This is a genomic window from Sphingomonas mucosissima (assembly GCF_002197665.1).
Lineage (GTDB): Bacteria > Pseudomonadota > Alphaproteobacteria > Sphingomonadales > Sphingomonadaceae > Sphingomonas > Sphingomonas mucosissima.
Genome location: NZ_NBBJ01000002.1, coordinates 215,113 through 232,574, shown reverse-complemented (window position 1 = coordinate 232,574; position 17,462 = coordinate 215,113). Strand labels below are relative to the sequence as shown.

The following is a 17,462-nucleotide window of genomic DNA, read 5'->3' as shown; positions in this document are numbered from 1 at the left end:
CGCCCTCCTCTTGCACAGCGCCCACTGATCGCGCCAAGACGCCGCGACCGTGCAGATCAAGCGCCTTCGCCTTTCCGGCTTCAAGAGCTTCGTCGATCCCGCTGACCTGCGCATCGAGCCGGGGCTGACGGGCGTCGTCGGCCCCAACGGCTGCGGCAAGTCCAACCTGCTCGAAGCGCTGCGCTGGACCATGGGCGAGAACAGCGCGAAATCGCTCCGCGGCGCCGGCATGGAAGACGTGATCTTCGCCGGCACCGCGACACGCCCCGCGCGCGACTTCGCCGAGGTGTCGCTCCTGGCCGAAATCAACGGCGAGGAAACCGAAGTCGTCCGCCGCATCGAGCGCGGCGCCGGCAGCGCCTATCGCATCGACGGCAAGGACGTGCGCGCCAAGGACGTCTCCTTGCTGTTCGCCGACGCCGCGACCGGCGCCCACTCCCCCGCGCTCGTCAGCCAGGGCCGGATCAGCGCGGTGATCGCCGCCAAGCCTGCCGACCGGCGCGCGATGCTGGAGGAAGCGGCGGGGATCGCGGGCTTGCACGTCCGCCGCCGCGATGCCGAGCAGAAGCTGCGCGCCACCGAGGCGAACCTCGCCAAGCTGGACGAGGTGATCGCCGATCAGCAAGCCCGCGCCGCCGCGCTGCGCCGCCAGGCCCGCCAGGCGGAAAAGTACCGCCTACTTTCCACACAAATCCGCGCCGCCGAGGCGCGCATGATCTTCGCCCGCTGGCGCGAGGCAGCCGCCGCGGCCGATCTGGCCAAGGCAGAAGCGAGCGCGGCCGACGCGCGCGCTGCCGAGGCCAATCATCTCCAGCAACAGGCCGCTGCAACCCAAGCAAAGGCCACCGAAACGCTCGCCACCGCGCGCGCCGCCGCGCTCGAAGCACGCGAGCAGAGCAGCGACATCGCCCACCAACTCGCCGCCCTCCGCGCCGAGGAACAGGCCGCCCGCCGCCGCCTCGCCGAGCTCACCCAAGCCGCCGCCCGCATCGCCGACGACCGCACCCGCGAAGGCGCCCTCGCCAATGATGCGGCAGAAGCACTTGCCCGCCTCGACGCCGAGCGCAAGGCGCTGGAAACCGCCATTGCCACCGCCGCGAGCGATCTTCCGCAGCGCGAAACCGCGCTCGCGGACGCCGAACGCCTCGCCCGCGACGCCGAAGTCGCGCTCGCCCAGGCGCTCGCTCGCCAGGCCGCCGAAGCCGCCGACGCCCGCGTCGCCCATGCCGCCGCGACTGCCGCCCGCACCCGCCTCGATCGCGCCGAGCGCGAAGTGGCGCAGGTCGCGCAGCAACTCGCCGCGCTCGGCGAAGCCGCCCCGCTGGAACGCGAGCGAGACACCGCCGCCGCCACGCTCACCACCGCCCTCGAGCAAGCCGAAGCTGCCCGCGCCGCCCAGGCGAGCGCAGAGACCGCCGAACGCACCGCGCTCACCGCGCGGGACGCCGCGCAAGCCACCCGCGCCACCGCCCGCGCCGATCTCGCTGCCCTCGACAGCGAAGCCGCCGCGCTCCGCCGCGCCACCGAGCGGAAGGGCCGCGACCGCCTGCTCGATCACGTCCGCGCCGCCCCTGGCTACGAACGCGCCCTCGCCGCCGCACTCGGCGACGACCTGGAAATCGGCCTCGATCAGCAGGCCAATGCCTATTGGTCGGACGCCGCCGCGACCGCGGGTGGAGGCGCCGCCGCCCCGCGCGACCGGCTCATCCATCACGTCACCGCCCCCGCCCTCCTCGCACACCGCCTCGCGCACATCATCGTGCTCGACACCGACGACCAGCGACCGCTCGCGCCCGGCGAACGGCTAGTCACGCGCACCGGCCAACTCCGCCGCTGGGATGGCTTTATCGCCAAGCAAAGCGGCGCCGCGGCCGCCGAGCGACTCGAACGCCTGAACCGCCTCGTCGCGATCGACGAAGCGCTTCCCGCCGCCCGCCAGAGGTTGCAGCAGGCCGAGGCCGACCTTGCCTGCGAGGAAGGGTCAATCGCCACCGCCCGAACCGCTGCCCGAACCGCGCGCGAACAGCTCGCCCGAGCCGACTCCACGGCGCGCGACGCCCGCGCTCGGCAGGATCGCGCCGCCGCGCAGATCGAGCGGCTCGCCGGCCTGCGCGCCGATCTCGACGCCCGCGCTGCCCGCACCACCGCCGAGCGCGACGAAGCCGCGCGCGACCATGCGGCCGCCGCCGCCGCACTCACTGCGCTTCCCGACACCAGCGCCACCGCCGCCACCGTCACGACGCTCCAGCTCGAGGCGGAGCATCGCCGCGCCGCCGTCGCCGAAGCCCGTGCCGCCCGCGCGGCAACCGAGCGCGCCGCCGAAGAGGCCCGCACGCGGCTCGCCGCCGCCCAGGCCGATGTGAAAAGCTGGCGCGCCCGCGCCGGAGACGCCGCACGCCGGATCGCCGACATGGGCAAGCGTGAATCGGAGATCGCCGCCGAAACTGCCGCCATCACTACGCGACCGGACGAACTCGCCGCCGCCATCACCGACACTGCCGCCGCGCATGATGCCGCTCGCAAGACCGCCGACGATCTCGCCGCTGCCGAACGCACCGCTGAGGCCGCGCTCCGCCAAAGCGAAGAGACCGCCCGCCGCGCCGGCGAAGCGCTCGCCGAGGCACGCGAGGCACGCGCTGGCGCCGCCGCCCGCGCCGAAAGCCAGGAACTACGCCGTGTCGAGCTTGGCCGCGTCTCTGGTGAACGCTTCGAATGTCCCGCGCCCGTCCTGCCCGAGAAGGTCGGCTTCGACAGCGCCGACATCCGCACGCCGCAGGAGGAAGCCGCCGCGCACGACAGGCTCACCCGCGATCGCGAGCGGATCGGCCAGGTCAATCTCGTTGCCGAACAGGAGCTCGCCGAGCTTGAGGCCGGCGCCAGCGGCAATGCCGCGGAGCGAGCGGAGCTTGGCCAAGCCGTCAACCGCCTCCGCGGCTCGATCGGCACGCTCAATCGCGAAGGCCGACAGCGCCTGCTCGCCGCCTTCGAGGCGGTGAACGGACACTTTCGCCGGCTGTTCACCACCTTGTTCAACGGGGGCCAGGCGCATCTCGAATTGATCGATTCGGACGATCCGCTCGAGGCGGGGCTGGAGATCATGGCGCAGCCACCCGGCAAGCGGCTTCAATCCCTCACGTTGCTCTCCGGCGGCGAACAGGCGCTGACCGCGGTGGCACTCATCTTCGGCCTGTTTCTCACCAATCCCGCGCCGATCTGCGTCCTCGACGAAGTCGACGCCCCGCTCGATGACGCCAATATTGAGCGGTTCTGCGACCTGCTCGACCGGATGAGCCGCGAGACGCAGACGCGCTACCTCATCGTCACCCACAATGCCGTGACGATGAGCCGCATGCACCGCCTGTTCGGCGTCACCATGATCGAGCGCGGCGTCAGCCGCCTCGTCTCAGTCGACCTGCGCAGCGCCGAAAACCTGCTGATCACCGAACACTAACCGCCGGCCGATTGCCGCGTCACCCCGGCCAAAGCCGCGAGGTCGACATCGGCACATGCGGAACTTATATAGAACGCATGGCCCAGCTCGACGTCCGACAGAAGCTCGAAATCCTGGCTGATGCGGCGAAATACGATGCGTCTTGCGCATCCTCCGGCACCGCAAAGCGCAACTCACGAGACGGCAAGGGCCTCGGCTCCACCGAAGGGATGGGCATTTGCCATGCTTATGCCCCGGATGGCCGCTGCATCAGCCTGTTGAAAATTCTGCTGACGAACAGCTGCATTTTCGATTGCCATTATTGCATCAATCGCAAGAGCTCGAACGTCAGGCGCGCGCGCTTCACCGCGCAGGAGGTGGTGCACCTCACCCTCTCTTTTTATCGCCGCAATTATATCGAAGGGCTTTTTCTCTCCTCCGGCATCATCGCCTCGCCCAATTACACGATGGAGCAGTTGGTCGAGGTGGCGCGCTCGCTGCGCGAAGATCACAATTTCCGCGGCTATATTCACCTCAAGACGATCCCCGATGCCGATCCTGAGCTGATCCACCAGGCGGGGCTCTACGCCGATCGCATGTCGATCAACGTCGAGCTGCCCACCGTTAGCGGATTGAAGCGACTGGCGCCCGAAAAGGACAACCGCCGCATCGAAGGGGCGATGGGCGGGCTCAAGACCTCGATCCTCGACACCCGCGATGCCAAGAAGCGCTACAAGTCTGCGCCGACGTTCGCACCCGCCGGCCAATCGACGCAGATGATCGTTGGCGCCGATGCGGCGACCGATGGTGACATCGTCACCAAGGCTGCGACGCTGTACGATCGTTTCGAGCTTCGCCGCGTCTATTATTCGGCGTTCAGCCCGATTCCCGATGCCTCCGCGGTGCTGCCGCTTCAACGCCCGCCATTGATGCGCGAGCACCGGCTCTATCAATCCGACTGGCTGATGCGCTTCTATGGCTTTGAGCCAAAGGAAGTGGTTGCTGCGGCGGACGAAGCGACAGGCATGCTGCCGCTCGACATCGATCCGAAGCTTGCCTGGGCGCTCAAGTTCCGAAGCAGCTTCCCGGTAGATGTGAACCGCGCCCCGCGCGAACTGCTGTTGCGCGTGCCAGGTCTGGGGACGAAAGCCGTGGCCAACATCCTCACCAGCCGCCGCTGGCGTCGGCTGCGCCTGGACGACGTGGCGCGTCTGACGGTTTCAATCGCCAAGATCCGGCCGTTCATCGTGGCGGAGGATTGGCGTCCGGTGGCGCTGGCCGACAAGGCGGAGCTCAAGCCGCTTGTTGCGCCTCGCAAGCAGCAGCTCGAGCTGTTCGCCGCCTAGCGACGACAGTCCCGGCGACCGACTTGTGCGGGTTAGCCGGCCTTCCCGGACATGACCGATGTGGTTCGCTGCGCGTGCCGATCGCTCAGCAGCTTCGCACAGGTGCGCTCCGCGGTGGCGCGCACCCGCTCCAGCTGCTCCGCCGCATAAGCGGCGTCCATGTCGGGCACCACCGAATCGATCCGAAGATGCTCGGCCTGCTGCATCCCGAACCCTTGCCACAAATACGCGTCGAAGAGCTCACGGAGACCGCCAACCTGGCCCTTTTTGTGCAGCCACGGCAAGGACGTGCCGGATGTGCTGAAGGAAAGGAGCGGCTTGCCTTTCAGTGCAGGATGGCCGGACTGCTGCTGAATGTCTCGAAAACTATAGCCGGAACCCAGCACCCGATCGACATAGCCTTTCAGAATGGCGGGCGGCAGCGCGAACCAGATCGGGTAAACAAGAACAAGAATATGCGCTGACTGGAGCAGATCCAGTTCGGCGGCGACGTCGGGCGAAATCTGGCCATCGCCATGAAGCGGGCGCTCCTCGTCGCGCAGCACGGGATCGAACTGCATGGCGTAGAGATCACGCACGATCACTTCCTGCCCGTGGCGCTCGGCCGCCTCGACATAAGCGTCGACGATCTGGCCATCGAAGCTAGTCCGGCTCGGATTGGCGAACACCAGATGGTGGCGGATCGCCTCGGATTCTGACCGGGTCATGTCCTGATCTCCCTTGCTCGTCACGCCGGTGACATAGCACATCCGGCGACGCGATCGAACGTGCCCGCGGTTATCGCTCGGCCGCAGCAATACGCGCCGCGCGCGCATTGCGGACGCTGTCCCAGGCAAAGACCGCGCAACCCGCCCAGATCAGGCCGAAAACAAGGAAATGCAGGGGACGCAGCGGTTCCCCGAAGATCGCCACTGCCACGACAAATTGGAGCGACGGCGCCACATATTGCAGGAGGGCCAACGTCGAATAGGGAAGCCGCCGGGCAGCGGCAGCGAACATCAGCAAGGGAAGCGCGGTGAGCGCGCCAAGCGCAACCAGCAGCACGTCCGTGGACAGGGCGCGCCCCGCGGCTCCGCTGCCCACACTTCCGAGGTAGAGCACATAGCCAAACGATGCTGGTGCCAAGAGCAAGGTCTCGATCAGAAGCCCGCCGAGCGAGTCGATCGCCACCACCTTTCGGACCAGCCCGTACAAGCCAAAGCTCACCGCCAGGGACAGCGAGATCCACAAGGTATCGAGCGCAACGAGGGCCATCGCGGCCACGCCGGTCGTCGCAAGCGCCAGCGCCGCGCCCTGCCACTTGCGCAGCCGTTCGCCGAGCACGATCACGCCGAGCGCGACGTTCAGCAGCGGATTGATGAAATAGCCGAGGCTGCCGGCCAGCGTGTGCCCGTTGTTCACCGCCCAGATATAGATCAGCCAATTGATAGCGATCAGCGTGGCGCTGGCGGCCAGCATCGCGATCGTCCGTCCGCTGGCGGCCGCTCTGATCGTCCGCCAGCGCCGCATGGCCGTGACCACGGCGATCAGCAGCACCAGCGACCAGATCACCCGGTGAGCCAGCACCTCGATCGCGGGCACCGTCGCCAGCAGGCGGAAGTAGAGCGGCAGAACGCCCCACATCGTATAAGCGCCAAGGCCCAGCAGCAGGCCGCCGCGCGCGGCATTTTCGGTCAAAGCGGCGGCCCTTTTTTGTCTGATCAGCGTTCGCTGAGGTAATAACGGTCTGTCGCGACCAGCTGTTCGTCGAGCTCATAGACGATCGGCTGCCCGGTCGGAATCTCCAGGCTCGTGATTTCGTCGTCCGGAATGTTCGACAGGTGCTTCACGAGGGCGCGCAGCGAATTGCCGTGCGCGGAGATCAGCACGCGCTGCCCGTCCTTCAGCGCCGGTGCGATCCGCTCGTCCCAATAGGGGAGGACGCGGGCGATCGTGTCCTTCAGGCTCTCGGTCGCGGGAACCTCGATGCCGGCATAACGACGATCGTTGGTCATATCATAGGTCCCGCCCGGCTCGGCCGCGGGCGGCGGGATATCGAAGCTGCGGCGCCAGATATGGACCTGCTCCTCCCCGTGCTTGGCCGCGGTCTCCGCCTTGTCGAGCCCGGTGAGGGCGCCGTAATGCCGCTCGTTCAGGCGCCAATGCTTCTCCGTCGGCAGCCACAGCCGCCCCATTGCCTCCAGCGCAAGGTTCAGCGTCTTGATCGCGCGCGTCTGAAGCGAGGTGAAGGTCAGGTCGAAGTCGAGGCCCTTTGCCGCCATCAACTCGCCCGCTGCCTTTGCTTCGGCAGCGCCTTTCTCGGTCACATCAACGTCCCACCAGCCGGTGAAGCGGTTCTCGAGGTTCCAGGCGGACTGGCCGTGGCGGATCAGAACGAGCTTTGGCATGGTTCAACTGTCTCCCGTTCGCGTCCCACTGCGCGACGCGCTGCCTTTTCCATTGTCGCCGCGCTGATAGAGAGAAGCAGAGCCCTTCGACAAGCTAGGGGCGCAGCTTTGAAAGGAGAGTGCCATGGCGATCGTCCGGCAAACCCTGATCTATGACGGCCCCGGCGGGCCGTTCGAAGGCGTGATCGCCTGGGAGGACGAGGTGGAAACGCCGCGCCCTGGCGTGCTCGTGTGCCCCAACATCCTTGGCCAGAAGGAATCGGACAACAAGAAGGCCGAGGACCTTGCGAAGCTCGGATATGTCGCGCTCGCCTGCGACGTCTATGGCCAGGGCAAGCGCAAGACCCGCGGCAGCGAAAACGTGGCCGAATATATGAACATGCTGGACGCCGATCGCACCTTGCTGCGTGATCGGCTGGCGGCATCCCTTGAAGCGCTGCGTGGCTTCGCCGCGGTGGAGCCAGCAAAGGTCGGCGCGATCGGCTTCTGTTTCGGCGGCAAGTGCGTGCTCGACATGGCGCGCAGCGGGCTGCCGATCCTCGGCGGGGTGAGTTTCCACGGGGTCTATGATCGACCGGATTATGCCAATGTGTCGCCGATCACGGCCAAGCTGCTGGTATGCCACGGCTGGGAAGATCCGCTGGCGACGCCCGACCAGATGGTGGCGCTCGGCCGCGAGCTTACGGAAGCGCAAGCGGACTGGCAGATCCATGCTTATGGCAACGCGGGCCACGCCTTCACCGACACAGCGTTGATCCAGCCCGCCGCGCCCGGCGTCGCCTATGAGCCGCGCGCCGACCGACGCAGCTGGAAGGCGATGAGCGATTTCCTTGCGGAACTGTTCCTCTGAGCGATCCCCACAGCGCCTGCTATTCACCTCGCGCCGCGTAGGCCATTGTTCAATGATCCCGCGATGGCGTTACTCGGCGGCGTCGCGGTCCTCGTTCGCGACATCGCCGGGCAGCGCCCAGTGAAGATCGTCCTTGCCGAGCACCCGGCCATCATGGCTCAGGACAGCGACTTGCTGGATCGGCCGGTTATCCCGCGCGTCCACCAGGATCGGGAAAGCCGGGCAGCCCGTCTCCCAGCGCTCGCCCCATTGTCGCAGGGCCACCATGGTCGGCAGCAAGGCATAGCCCTTGTCGGTCAGGCAATAAGCGATCTTGCGCCGATCCTCGAGGAGCGACTGCCGCTCCATGATGCCGTAATCGACGAAGCGCCCCAGCCGGCTTGCCAGGATGTTGCGGGCAATCCCCAGCTCGGACTGAAATTCCTCGAAATGACGTAACCCGTTGAAAGCCGCGCGCAGGATCAGGAACGCCCAGCGTTCGCCCATCGTCTCCAACGCGGCAGGAAGGCTGCATTCCCCCAAGGGTTCCCGCAGTTTATCCATCAGTTCTCCTCACGACCCCAACGGTACTCCATCAACCCGCCGGTACCGAATAGAAAAAAAGTTTCGTCTTGCAACTCGCACATGCGAGTTGCCTATTGAAACTCGCTTTTGCAACATTTAGGTGGAACGCATTAGGTTTCGGGAGTGACTTCCATGATTCGCATCCTTGCCAAGTCCGTTCTTGCCTCTGCTGCGCTCCTTGCGGCCGTGGGCGTGTCCGCCGCCTCGCGTGACACCTATGTCGCCACGCCTGCAGCGGCACCGACCAAGAGCTTTCTGATCACGCGCGACACCTCGTGGCAGGTTCGTGACGGCGCCTACGTTGCGACGAACGCGCCGATCCGTGAGATGATCGCGTGCCAGCTTGTTGCCCGCAGCGCCGGCGCCCTGACCGGCTTCACGGTGAACGGCACGGCATTCGACGGTGCGGAGCTCGACGCCTGCAACGCCAAGGCGAAGGGCGGCAAGGCAACTGCGGCAAAGGCTGTGACCGCGCAGGCGCCGGCTAACTGATCGGCACTCCCGCCGATAAACGGAAGAGGGCTCGCATCGCTCGATGCGGGCCCTTTTTTCTGGCTAGCCCTTTTTTGTTGCAAAGATTCTTCCGCCTGCTCAGACCTCAGGCGTGCTGCGGCAATATGAACTTGTAGATCGGGTCCTCGAATACGATCCTGACGCTGACGAGGCGCTCCTCAATCGCGCCTATGTCTTCTCGGTCAACGCCCATGGCACGCAGAAGCGCGCCAGCGGCGATCCATATTTCAGCCATCCGATCGAGGTGGCCGGCATCCTGACCGAGCTTCACCTGGACGACGAAACGATCGCGACCGCGATCCTCCACGATACCGTCGAGGATACCGTCGCGACGAGCGAACAGATCCAGCAGCTCTTCGGGGAGAATGTCGCCCGGCTGGTCGAGGGTGTTACCAAGCTCAGCAAGATCGAGGCGCAAACGGAGAGCGAGCGCGCGGCGGAGAATCTCCGCAAATTCCTGCTCGCCATGTCCGGCGATATTCGTGTGCTGCTGGTGAAGCTGGCCGATCGGCTGCACAACATGCGCACGCTTCACTTCATCAAATCCGAAGAGAAGCGCCGCCGCATCGCGCGCGAGACGATGGAGATCTACGCGCCGCTCGCCGAGCGGATCGGCATGTACGAGTTCATGAAGGAGATGCAGACGCTCGCCTTCGCCCAGCTCGAACCCGAAGCCTATGAATCAATCACCCGCCGGCTGGAACAGCTCAAGGCTGGCGGCGGCGACCGTATCACCAAGATCGCCTCGGGCCTGAAGCTGCTGCTGTCACGCCACGGCGTCGACGTGGAAGTGACGGGCCGCGAAAAGCATCCCTACAGCATCTGGCGAAAGATGCAGGAACGGCACATCAGCTTCGAGCAGCTGTCTGATATCATGGCCTTCCGCGCCATCGTGAAGACGGAGAATGATTGCTACGCCGCGCTTGGGCATATCCATCGCCGCTGGCCGATGGTGCCTGGCCGGTTCAAGGATTACATCTCCACGCCCAAGCGCAACGGCTATCGCTCGCTCCACACATCGGTGATCCATGCCGAGAACCAGCGCGTCGAGATCCAGATCCGCACCGAGGAAATGCACGCGGAGGCCGAATTCGGCCTGGCTGCGCATTGGGCCTATAAGCAGGGCGCACGGGTCAGCCCGCAGACCCAGCATAGCTGGATCGCCGATCTGGTGGAGATCCTGGACACCGCCGGCAGCCCCGAAGAGCTGCTCGAACACACGCGCATGGCGATGTACCAGGATCGCATCTTTGCGTTCACGCCCAAGGGTGAACTGATCCAGTTGCCCAAGGGCGCGACGCCGATCGACTTCGCTTATGCCGTCCACACCGATCTTGGCGATCAAGCGGTTGGTGCAAAGATCAATGGCCGCGTCGTTCCGCTGCGCACCGTGATCGAGAATGGCGATCAGGTGCAGGTGCTGCGATCAAAGGCGCAAACACCGCAACCCAATTGGATGAACTTTGCCATCACCGGCAAGGCGCTGGCCGCGATCCGTCGCCACTTGCGGCAGGTGGAACGCGATCAAACCATTGCGCTTGGCCGCAAGCTCTACGACGACATCGTGGCACGTCTGCCCGCCCCGCTTGGCACCGACGCCCTCACCCAGGCACTCCGGCGAGTGAAGCTGGCGGACGAAGCGGCGCTCATGCAGGCCATCGCGCGTCGTAAGCTGACAGACGCGCAGGTGATGGAAGCGCTGATGCCAGGATCGGCCGGAGCGGACGTCGCCCATGCGCCGCCACAATCGTCGGCCATCTCGATCGATGGCTTGGCACCTGGCGTCGCTTATGAACTGGGCGAATGCTGCCACGCCGTCCCTGGCGATCGCATCGTCGGCCTGCGCCGGCCCGATGCGTCCATCGAGGTGCACCGTATCGATTGCGCCACCCTTGCCGAACTCGCGGACAGATCGGACGAGGAAACCGACTGGCTCGATGTCAAATGGGGCAACGACACGGAGGGCGCGACGGCGCGCATCGCCGTTGAGGTGAAAAACGAGCCGGGCGCCCTGGGCGTGCTGGCGACGATTATCGGTCAGCATAAGGCCAACATCATCAATCTTCGCCTCGACACGCGTGACACGCAGTTTCACACCAACGTAATCGACGTCGAGGTCCATGACGCGCATCAGTTGATGCGCTTGCTGTCGGCGTTGCGCGCGGCCGATGCCGTCAACTCGGTGGAACGGGTCTGATCCAGAGCAAGGCCCGAACGGCAGAACGGCTGACGCGGGCATCGGAACTGCTGCGCTCCACTTGCGGCACCGTCACTGCCATGTTTAGGATCGCATCATTACCTCAGTGAAAGGCACAAGCCCTTGGATCGCCGTACATTCCTCGCGTCCGCCAGCGCCGCATCCGCTTTCGCGCTGGTTCCCGAAGCACTTCGCGCGCAGCGCTCCACTGCTTTGCCGGCGAGTCCCGCAGATGCGAAACTGAATGCGCTGTTCGACAAGATCTTTGCGCAAACGCTCCAGCGTTCGCCCGAACTCGCCACATCGCTGGGCATGGACAAGGGCGCCAACGCTGCGCTGAAGCGCCAGCTGTCGGATGGTTCGACAGCTGGGAAGGCGGCCGCACGTGCCGAACTCAAGCAAGCGATCGCGGCGGTACGCGCTGTCGACCCTGCTCCCTTGTCATCCCGCGCCAAGCTGGACCGTGAGGTTGTTCTGTACTCGCTCGAAACGCGCGCGGTGCCATACGACCGGTTCAAGCTCGATGGCGTGCAGCGGCCTTTCACCATCTTCCAGCAGGGCGGCAGCTATTTCTCGACGCCGGATTTTCTGAACTCGTCGCACACGATCAACACGGCGGAAGATTGCGAGGCTTATCTCAGCCGCCTCGGCGCCTTTGCGAAGCGACTCGATCAAGATACCGCGGATCAGAAGGAAGAGGCCGCGCGCGGCTATCTCGCACCGGACTTTTCGCTGGACCTGACGCTTGCGCAGATGGCGAAGCTACGGTCGTTCGCGCCGGCGCAAAGCGGTCTTGCCCAATCGGTCGCCAAACGTGCCGCTGCGAAGAACATTCCGGGCGATTGGCAGGCCCGTGCGGCCCGGATCGTCGAAGCGGAGATCTATCCTGCGCTTGACCGGCAAATTGCACTGATCAAGGCATTGCGGCCGGGCGCGCGCAGCTCGGCGGGCATCTGGGACGTGCCGCAGGGCGAAGCCATCTACGCCGCCGCGCTGGAGCAGGCCACCACCACCAAATATACGCCCGATGAGGTCCACAAGATGGGCCTCGAGCAGGTCGCCGACATCAGCGCGCAGCTCGATGCCATTCTCCGGAAGCAGGGTTTGACGAAGGGCAATGTGGGAGAGCGCCTCAACGCGCTCAACGTTCGGCCGGATCAGCTTTACCCAGATACGGCCGAAGGGCGCGCGGCGCTGATCAAAAGCCTCAACGAAGGAAATGCAGCGCTCACGGCCAAGCTGGGCCAGGCGTTCATCAACCCGCCAAGCGAGCCGCTGGACATCCGCGCGGTGCCGGTGGAGATCCAGGACGGCGCGTCCAACGGCTATTACAGCCGCGCCGCGCTCGATGGCTCGCGGCCGGCGATCTACTGGATCAACCTGAAGAGCGTTGGCGACTGGCCGAAGTATTCGCTGCCTAGCCTCACCTATCACGAAGGCGTGCCGGGGCATCACCTGCAGATCTCGATCGCGCAGAAGTCCCCGCAGCCGCTGCTGCGCAACCTCAGCTTCTTCAGCGCTTATTCGGAAGGCTGGGCGCTCTACGCCGAAAGCGTGGCGGACGAGCTTGGCGGCTATGTCGACGATCTGGAACGCGCCGGCTTCCTGCAAAGCTATCTGTTCCGCGCCGCGCGGCTGGTGATCGACACCGGCCTTCATACCAAGCGCTGGACCCGCGAACAGGCGACCGATTACATGGTCCGAACGGTCGGCTTCGCGCAGCCCCGCTCGCAGCGTGAAATCGAACGTTACAGCACCCAGCCGGGGCAGGCATGCAGCTACAAGGTGGGCCACGCCACCTGGCTGCGGGCACGCGAGCGCGCCCAGCAGATCCGCGGCGATCGCTTCGACCTGAAGCAATTCCATGAGGTGCTTCAATATGGCGCGGTGCCGCTGACTATCCTGGAGCGGCTGGTGGAGGAGCAGGCTCGCGCCTGAGCGCGCAACTTCCACGTGATTTCGTGCGGGGCGGCCTGTAGATCGCCGCGATCATGCACCGTCCCGCACTCTCGATCGTCATTCCCTGCTTCAATGAAGCAGCCACCCTGCCCCTGCTCCATCAGCGCGTCTCCGCCGCCGCGATGGCCGCTGTGGGTGAGGATCATGAAATTATCCTGATCAACGACGGCTCCCGCGACGCCAGCTGGCCGATCATGCAGCAACTCGCTGCCGCCGATCCCAAGCTGGCGGCGATCAACCTGTCCCGCAATCACGGCCACCAGCTCGCGCTGACCGCCGGGCTGGATCTTTGCTCCGGCGAGCAGATCCTGATCATCGACGCCGATCTTCAGGATCCGCCCGAACTGGTTGCGGAAATGCGCGAGACCATGGCACGCGAAGGCGCCGACGTCGTCTATGCGGTCCGGCGGAAGCGCGCTGGCGAAACCTTGTTCAAGAAGGCGACCGCGGCGGCCTTCTACCGCGTGCTTGATCGGCTCACTGACACGCCGATCCCTTTGGATACCGGCGATTTCCGACTGATGTCGCGCCGCGCGCTCGATGCCCTGCTCGCCTTGCCGGAACAGGCGCGTTTCATCCGCGGCATGGTGGCCTGGATCGGCTTTCGCCAAGTTCCTTTCCCCTATGATCGCGCGGAGCGACACGCGGGCGAGACCAATTATCCTTTATCCCGGATGCTCCGGCTGGCTTTTGATGCCGTGACCGGCTTCTCGACCGCGCCGCTGCGCTTCGCCAGCCATGCCTCCGTCGCTCTGGCAGGCGCGTCGCTTCTGCTGCTGGTTTACATTCTCTGGGGTTACTTCGACGGTAGCCCGGTGCAGGGCTGGACATCCACCATGCTGGTCGTGACAGTGCTGAGCGCGGTGCAGATGTTCGTGCTCGGCATGATCGGCGAATATATCGGACGGTTGTATATCGAATCCAAGCGGCGACCGCTTTACCTTGTCGCGGACATTGCCGGCACGGTGCATCGCCGGTCCACGCTCGGCTTTCAGGCCGCGGGCACCCGCATTCCGCAAAGCGAAATGGTAGACGAAGACCGCGAATAGGCGCGTCTTCGCCACCACATTCCTTAGGCAGGCTCCGCCAGGGTCAGGATGGAGACGCCCGGCGGCATGGGAAACCGCCCAACCAGATGACGTTCGATGCGGAAGATCGTTTCGAACAGGGCGTTGACCGGCCTGGGCGGTGGGCTGTCGTCGCTGTCATCACGGCCGGTGAAGCGGCCAGCGATGCGCGCCCCCGCAGCCAGCGGAAACAGCAGAGAGTTGAAGTATCCCAGCTTACGGGAGCGAAGCCCGGCAGCTCCGATCGCCTTCTCAAGGCTCCCTTTGGAGTAGCGGCGGTGATGATGGTTCACCACGTCATGCGCGCTCCACATCCACTGGTGCGCAGGCACGGTGATGAGGATTTTGCCGCCGGGCGCCAATCGCTCCCGCATCGCGCGCAGCGCGGCGACGTCGTCCTCGATGTGCTCTACCACGTCCAGTACGGCGATCAGATCATATTGCCCGTGCGGCACGCCCGGGAGCGCCGGCAGCGGCGCATCCCCCACCGGCTTGCCGAGCCGCTTGCCCGCGACATCCCGCGCGGCGGGATCGATCTCGATCGCGTCCACGGTACCGAACTGCGCAAGCATCGGCAGATTGTGGCCGGTTCCGCACCCGATCTCCAGGATGCGCGCGTGCTGCGGCAGGTTGGCCTCACGCGCCAGAAAATCGGCAAGGATGTCACGGCGGGCGCGATACCACCAATGGGTGGAATCATGCTCAGCCATGCGGTCATAGACGCGGCGATCCATATCAGGCGAATACCCACAAACGATTGAGAGCGAAGGTGACGAACGGCGTCACCAGAACGATCGGAACGAGCGGCCACCACCAGGCACCCGCAAACACGGCATCGTCGGTCAGCAGCCATACCCAGAACGTGTTCATGGCGAAGCTGACCAGTGACACAGCAAAGAATTTCGGCATCGAGCTTGCTGCGGCGGTGCCGTGACCTCGGAAGCTCCACTTGCTGTGGAGCATGTAACCCGAGCCCATCGCGACCAGGTAGCCGCAAATGTTCGCCACCTGTTCTGACGTGATCTTGAATGCGGCCAGCGGGGAATAAACAGCGGCATAGCAAAGCGTTGCCAGCCCACCCGCTATTCCGAAGCGGACGAGTTGCCAAAACGTCTCGCGCATCCCCGATGCGTGCTTGTTGCGGATTGCGTCCACGCCTTGCCCTTTGTGCCGCCTCGGCTAGAGGCGGACGCCTCGAACAGCCCGTTCGGGCTGAGCTTTTCAAAGCCCTGCCCTTTTCCGTGACCGAAGAGAAGTGGCGCCTGCGAGAAGCCAGAGCGAGCAATTGAATGTGGCGGGCCTCTAATGCCCCGGCGCCCACGAGGAAAGCCCGTGAACAATCGACTGCAACCATTGGCGAACGAGCTGGACCGGCACTGGATCAAATTGACCACCATCGCGTGGGTGGTGATCGCGATCTTCTACGTCTGGAAGCGCTGGGCAGCGATCCATTGGCTGTCGCTTGGCGATACCGACGACAACATGCGCCTGATGCAGGTGCGCGCCCTGCTTGACGGCCAAGGCTGGTATGATCTGCGCAACTATCGGCTCAATCCACCGCAGGGATTTGATATCCACTGGTCGCGGATCGTCGACCTCCCGATCGCCGGGCTGATCCTGCTCCTCCGTCCTCTGGTGGGCGTTGCGGAAGCGGAGAAACTGGCGTGCGGCATCGCCCCGCTCCTGCCGCTCGGCATCGTGCTGGTGGCGCTGGGCGCCACCGTACGGCGGTTGGTGGCGCCGCTTGCATGGCCCCTCGCCATTATCTTCATGATGAGCTCCACGGTCGCGCTGATGATGTTCATGCCTGATCGCATCGATCATCATGGTTGGCAGCTGGCGATGCTGAGCCTGACCGTTGCCGGGTTATGTGACCCCAAGGGCCCGCGCGGCGGCGCGATCGTCGGGCTGGCGAGTGCCGTATCGCTCGCGATCGGGCTGGAAATGCTGCCATATTGCGCGATGGCCGGGGCCATCATCGCGCTTCGCTGGGTGTGGGACGCGGCAGAGCGCGGGCGCCTGATGAGCTATGCCCTGACGTTGGGCGGCGGATGCGCCGCGGGTTACGTGATCTTCGCCTCCGAAGCGAACCGGGTGATGCGCTGCGATGCGCTGACGCCGATCTGGCTCAGCGTATTCGTGGCCGCGGGGGCTGGGCTGGCGCTGCTCGCGATGATGTCGCCCGGCGACCGGCGAGTGCGCGTCTTGCTTGCCGCGATCGTCGGCGGGGCGATCGCGGGGGCGTTCGCGCTGATGTTTCCGCAATGCCTGGCGCGGCCGGAACAGGTCTCGGACGAGCTTTACACCAGCTGGCTGAGCAACGTGCGTGAGGCGAAGCCGATCTACCGCCATCCCTTCCGAACGGCGTTCCCGCTCGCGGCGCTGCCTGTCATGGGGATCATCGGCGCCGTGATCGCGACGTGGCGGGCGCGGCGTAGCGCCAGCGTGGTCGGCTGGGCATCAGTCAGCCTGTTCGCGCTGTTCTCGGTTTCCATGCTGCTGTGGCAGGTGCGGGCCGGTGCGGCGGCGCAGATGATGGCGATCCCGGGCGTGACGGCGCTAGCCTTTTTCCTGCTGCCGTGGCTGCTGACGCAGCGTTCGATCTTCGTGCGGGTATTTGCCGGTGCCGCCGTATTCACGCTGATTTCCGGGTCATTTGCGACGGTTATGCTTGGCACGCTGCCGATCGATAAGCCCAAGCCCTATGTTCAGCGGGTCAATCGCGCCACGGGGCGATGCATGACCGTGCCGGCCATGGCGCCGCTCAACCGGATCCCTCGTGCGACGATATTCACCTTTGTCGATCTGGGCCCGCGCCTCATCACGCTGACCCATCATGATGCGATCGCCGGGCCTTATCACCGCAATGGCGATGCGATCCTCGATGTGCACCATGCCTTCAAGGGATCGCCGGAGGAGGCCCGTGCGATCATGACGGGACATGGCGCGACGCTGATGCTGGTATGCCCGAACATGGCGGAATCGACGGTCTATCGCGACCGCAAGCCGGGCGGTTTCTATGACCGGCTAGCGCATGGCGAGACGTTCGACTGGCTGACCCCGATACCGCTGCCCAAGGGCTCTCCGCTTCGATTGTTCCGGATCGAACACGGCGGCACATAGCCTCCGCCCAACGACGCGTGGCCTGT

General features: G+C 65.3%; 14 protein-coding genes. 8 read left to right on the top strand and 6 right to left on the bottom strand.

The annotated features are described in order from the left end of the window. Window positions 1-49: 49 nt before the first annotated feature. Window positions 50-3,451, top strand: coding sequence for a chromosome segregation protein SMC (gene smc, locus SPMU_RS08245; protein WP_088333403.1), 3,402 nt, complete (start codon window positions 50-52; stop codon window positions 3,449-3,451). 77 nt (window positions 3,452-3,528) lie between these two features. Next, a complete protein-coding gene (locus tag SPMU_RS08240; protein ID WP_088333402.1) occupies window positions 3,529-4,776 on the top strand; it encodes a putative DNA modification/repair radical SAM protein in 1,248 nt (415 codons plus the stop codon). A gap of 32 nt (window positions 4,777-4,808) precedes the next feature. On the opposite strand, the gene SPMU_RS08235 is transcribed toward SPMU_RS08240, so the two are convergent. The 3 genes from SPMU_RS08235 to gpmA form a co-directional block, all read right to left on the bottom strand. Continuing rightward, window positions 4,809-5,483, bottom strand: a complete 675-nt coding sequence (locus tag SPMU_RS08235) for an NAD(P)H-dependent oxidoreductase (protein ID WP_169715659.1) — start codon at window positions 5,481-5,483, stop codon at window positions 4,809-4,811. A gap of 70 nt (window positions 5,484-5,553) precedes the next feature. Continuing rightward, window positions 5,554-6,453 (bottom strand): EamA family transporter RarD, encoded by a 900-nt coding sequence (gene rarD / locus SPMU_RS08230; RefSeq protein WP_088333400.1) that lies wholly within the window; start codon window positions 6,451-6,453, stop codon window positions 5,554-5,556. A 23-nt stretch (window positions 6,454-6,476) separates the two neighbouring features. After that, window positions 6,477-7,163 carry a 2,3-diphosphoglycerate-dependent phosphoglycerate mutase gene (gene gpmA, locus SPMU_RS08225; protein WP_088333399.1) on the bottom strand — a complete coding sequence of 229 codons (687 nt, stop codon included), beginning with the start codon at window positions 7,161-7,163 and terminating at the stop codon, window positions 6,477-6,479. A 124-nt stretch (window positions 7,164-7,287) separates the two neighbouring features. Between gpmA and SPMU_RS08220 the strand changes: the two genes are divergently transcribed. Further along, window positions 7,288-8,013, top strand: coding sequence for a dienelactone hydrolase family protein (locus SPMU_RS08220; RefSeq protein ID WP_088333398.1), 726 nt, complete (start codon window positions 7,288-7,290; stop codon window positions 8,011-8,013). Window positions 8,014-8,082: 69 nt separating this feature from the next. Here the strand turns inward: SPMU_RS08220 and SPMU_RS08215 are convergent, their stop codons facing one another. After that, entirely contained in the window at window positions 8,083-8,556 is a 474-nt protein-coding gene (locus tag SPMU_RS08215) for a winged helix-turn-helix transcriptional regulator (protein WP_211275750.1), read from the bottom strand. Between the two features lie 153 nt (window positions 8,557-8,709). Between SPMU_RS08215 and SPMU_RS08210 the strand changes: the two genes are divergently transcribed. The 4 genes from SPMU_RS08210 (at window position 8,710) to SPMU_RS08195 (ending at window position 14,295) form a co-directional block, all read left to right on the top strand. Next, window positions 8,710-9,069 (top strand): CC_3452 family protein, encoded by a 360-nt coding sequence (locus SPMU_RS08210; RefSeq protein ID WP_088333396.1) that lies wholly within the window; start codon window positions 8,710-8,712, stop codon window positions 9,067-9,069. A 112-nt stretch (window positions 9,070-9,181) separates the two neighbouring features. Beyond that, window positions 9,182-11,287, top strand: coding sequence for a RelA/SpoT family protein (locus tag SPMU_RS08205; protein ID WP_088333395.1), 2,106 nt, complete (start codon window positions 9,182-9,184; stop codon window positions 11,285-11,287). A gap of 123 nt (window positions 11,288-11,410) precedes the next feature. Next, window positions 11,411-13,225 carry a DUF885 domain-containing protein gene (locus SPMU_RS08200; RefSeq protein ID WP_088333394.1) on the top strand — a complete coding sequence of 605 codons (1,815 nt, stop codon included), beginning with the start codon at window positions 11,411-11,413 and terminating at the stop codon, window positions 13,223-13,225. Between the two features lie 53 nt (window positions 13,226-13,278). Beyond that, window positions 13,279-14,295, top strand: coding sequence for a glycosyltransferase family 2 protein (locus SPMU_RS08195; protein ID WP_088333393.1), 1,017 nt, complete (start codon window positions 13,279-13,281; stop codon window positions 14,293-14,295). Between the two features lie 23 nt (window positions 14,296-14,318). Here the strand turns inward: SPMU_RS08195 and SPMU_RS08190 are convergent, their stop codons facing one another. Together SPMU_RS08190 and SPMU_RS08185 are read right to left on the bottom strand one after the other, a co-directional pair. Continuing rightward, complete coding sequence (locus SPMU_RS08190; protein WP_088333392.1) at window positions 14,319-15,047, bottom strand: class I SAM-dependent methyltransferase; 729 nt, start codon at window positions 15,045-15,047, stop codon at window positions 14,319-14,321. A gap of 1 nt (window position 15,048) precedes the next feature. Then, entirely contained in the window at window positions 15,049-15,468 is a 420-nt protein-coding gene (locus tag SPMU_RS08185; RefSeq protein WP_245832911.1) for a GtrA family protein, read from the bottom strand. A gap of 150 nt (window positions 15,469-15,618) precedes the next feature. Here SPMU_RS08185 and SPMU_RS08180 point away from each other — a divergent pair, with 150 nt between their 5' ends. Then, the gene (locus SPMU_RS08180) at window positions 15,619-17,436 is read left to right on the top strand and encodes a hypothetical protein (protein ID WP_088333390.1); all 1,818 of its coding nucleotides are present in this window, start codon (window positions 15,619-15,621) and stop codon (window positions 17,434-17,436) included. The last annotated feature ends 26 nt before the right edge of the window (window positions 17,437-17,462 follow it).

What these genes read in the sequence shown, in the direction of transcription:
- SPMU_RS08240 (WP_088333402.1), top strand. Translation starts at nt 3,529, where the DNA reads ATGGCCCAGCTCGACGTCCGACAGAAGCTCGAAATCCTGGCTGATGCG.
- SPMU_RS08180 (WP_088333390.1), top strand. Translation starts at nt 15,619, where the DNA reads ATGCCCCGGCGCCCACGAGGAAAGCCCGTGAACAATCGACTGCAACCA.
- SPMU_RS08235 (WP_169715659.1), bottom strand. Translation starts at nt 5,483, where the DNA reads ATGACCCGGTCAGAATCCGAGGCGATCCGCCACCATCTGGTGTTCGCC.
- SPMU_RS08195 (WP_088333393.1), top strand. Translation starts at nt 13,279, where the DNA reads ATGCACCGTCCCGCACTCTCGATCGTCATTCCCTGCTTCAATGAAGCA.
- SPMU_RS08220 (WP_088333398.1), top strand. Translation starts at nt 7,288, where the DNA reads ATGGCGATCGTCCGGCAAACCCTGATCTATGACGGCCCCGGCGGGCCG.
- SPMU_RS08210 (WP_088333396.1), top strand. Translation starts at nt 8,710, where the DNA reads ATGATTCGCATCCTTGCCAAGTCCGTTCTTGCCTCTGCTGCGCTCCTT.
- gpmA (WP_088333399.1), bottom strand. Translation starts at nt 7,163, where the DNA reads ATGCCAAAGCTCGTTCTGATCCGCCACGGCCAGTCCGCCTGGAACCTC.
- SPMU_RS08190 (WP_088333392.1), bottom strand. Translation starts at nt 15,047, where the DNA reads ATGGATCGCCGCGTCTATGACCGCATGGCTGAGCATGATTCCACCCAT.
- SPMU_RS08215 (WP_211275750.1), bottom strand. Translation starts at nt 8,556, where the DNA reads ATGGATAAACTGCGGGAACCCTTGGGGGAATGCAGCCTTCCTGCCGCG.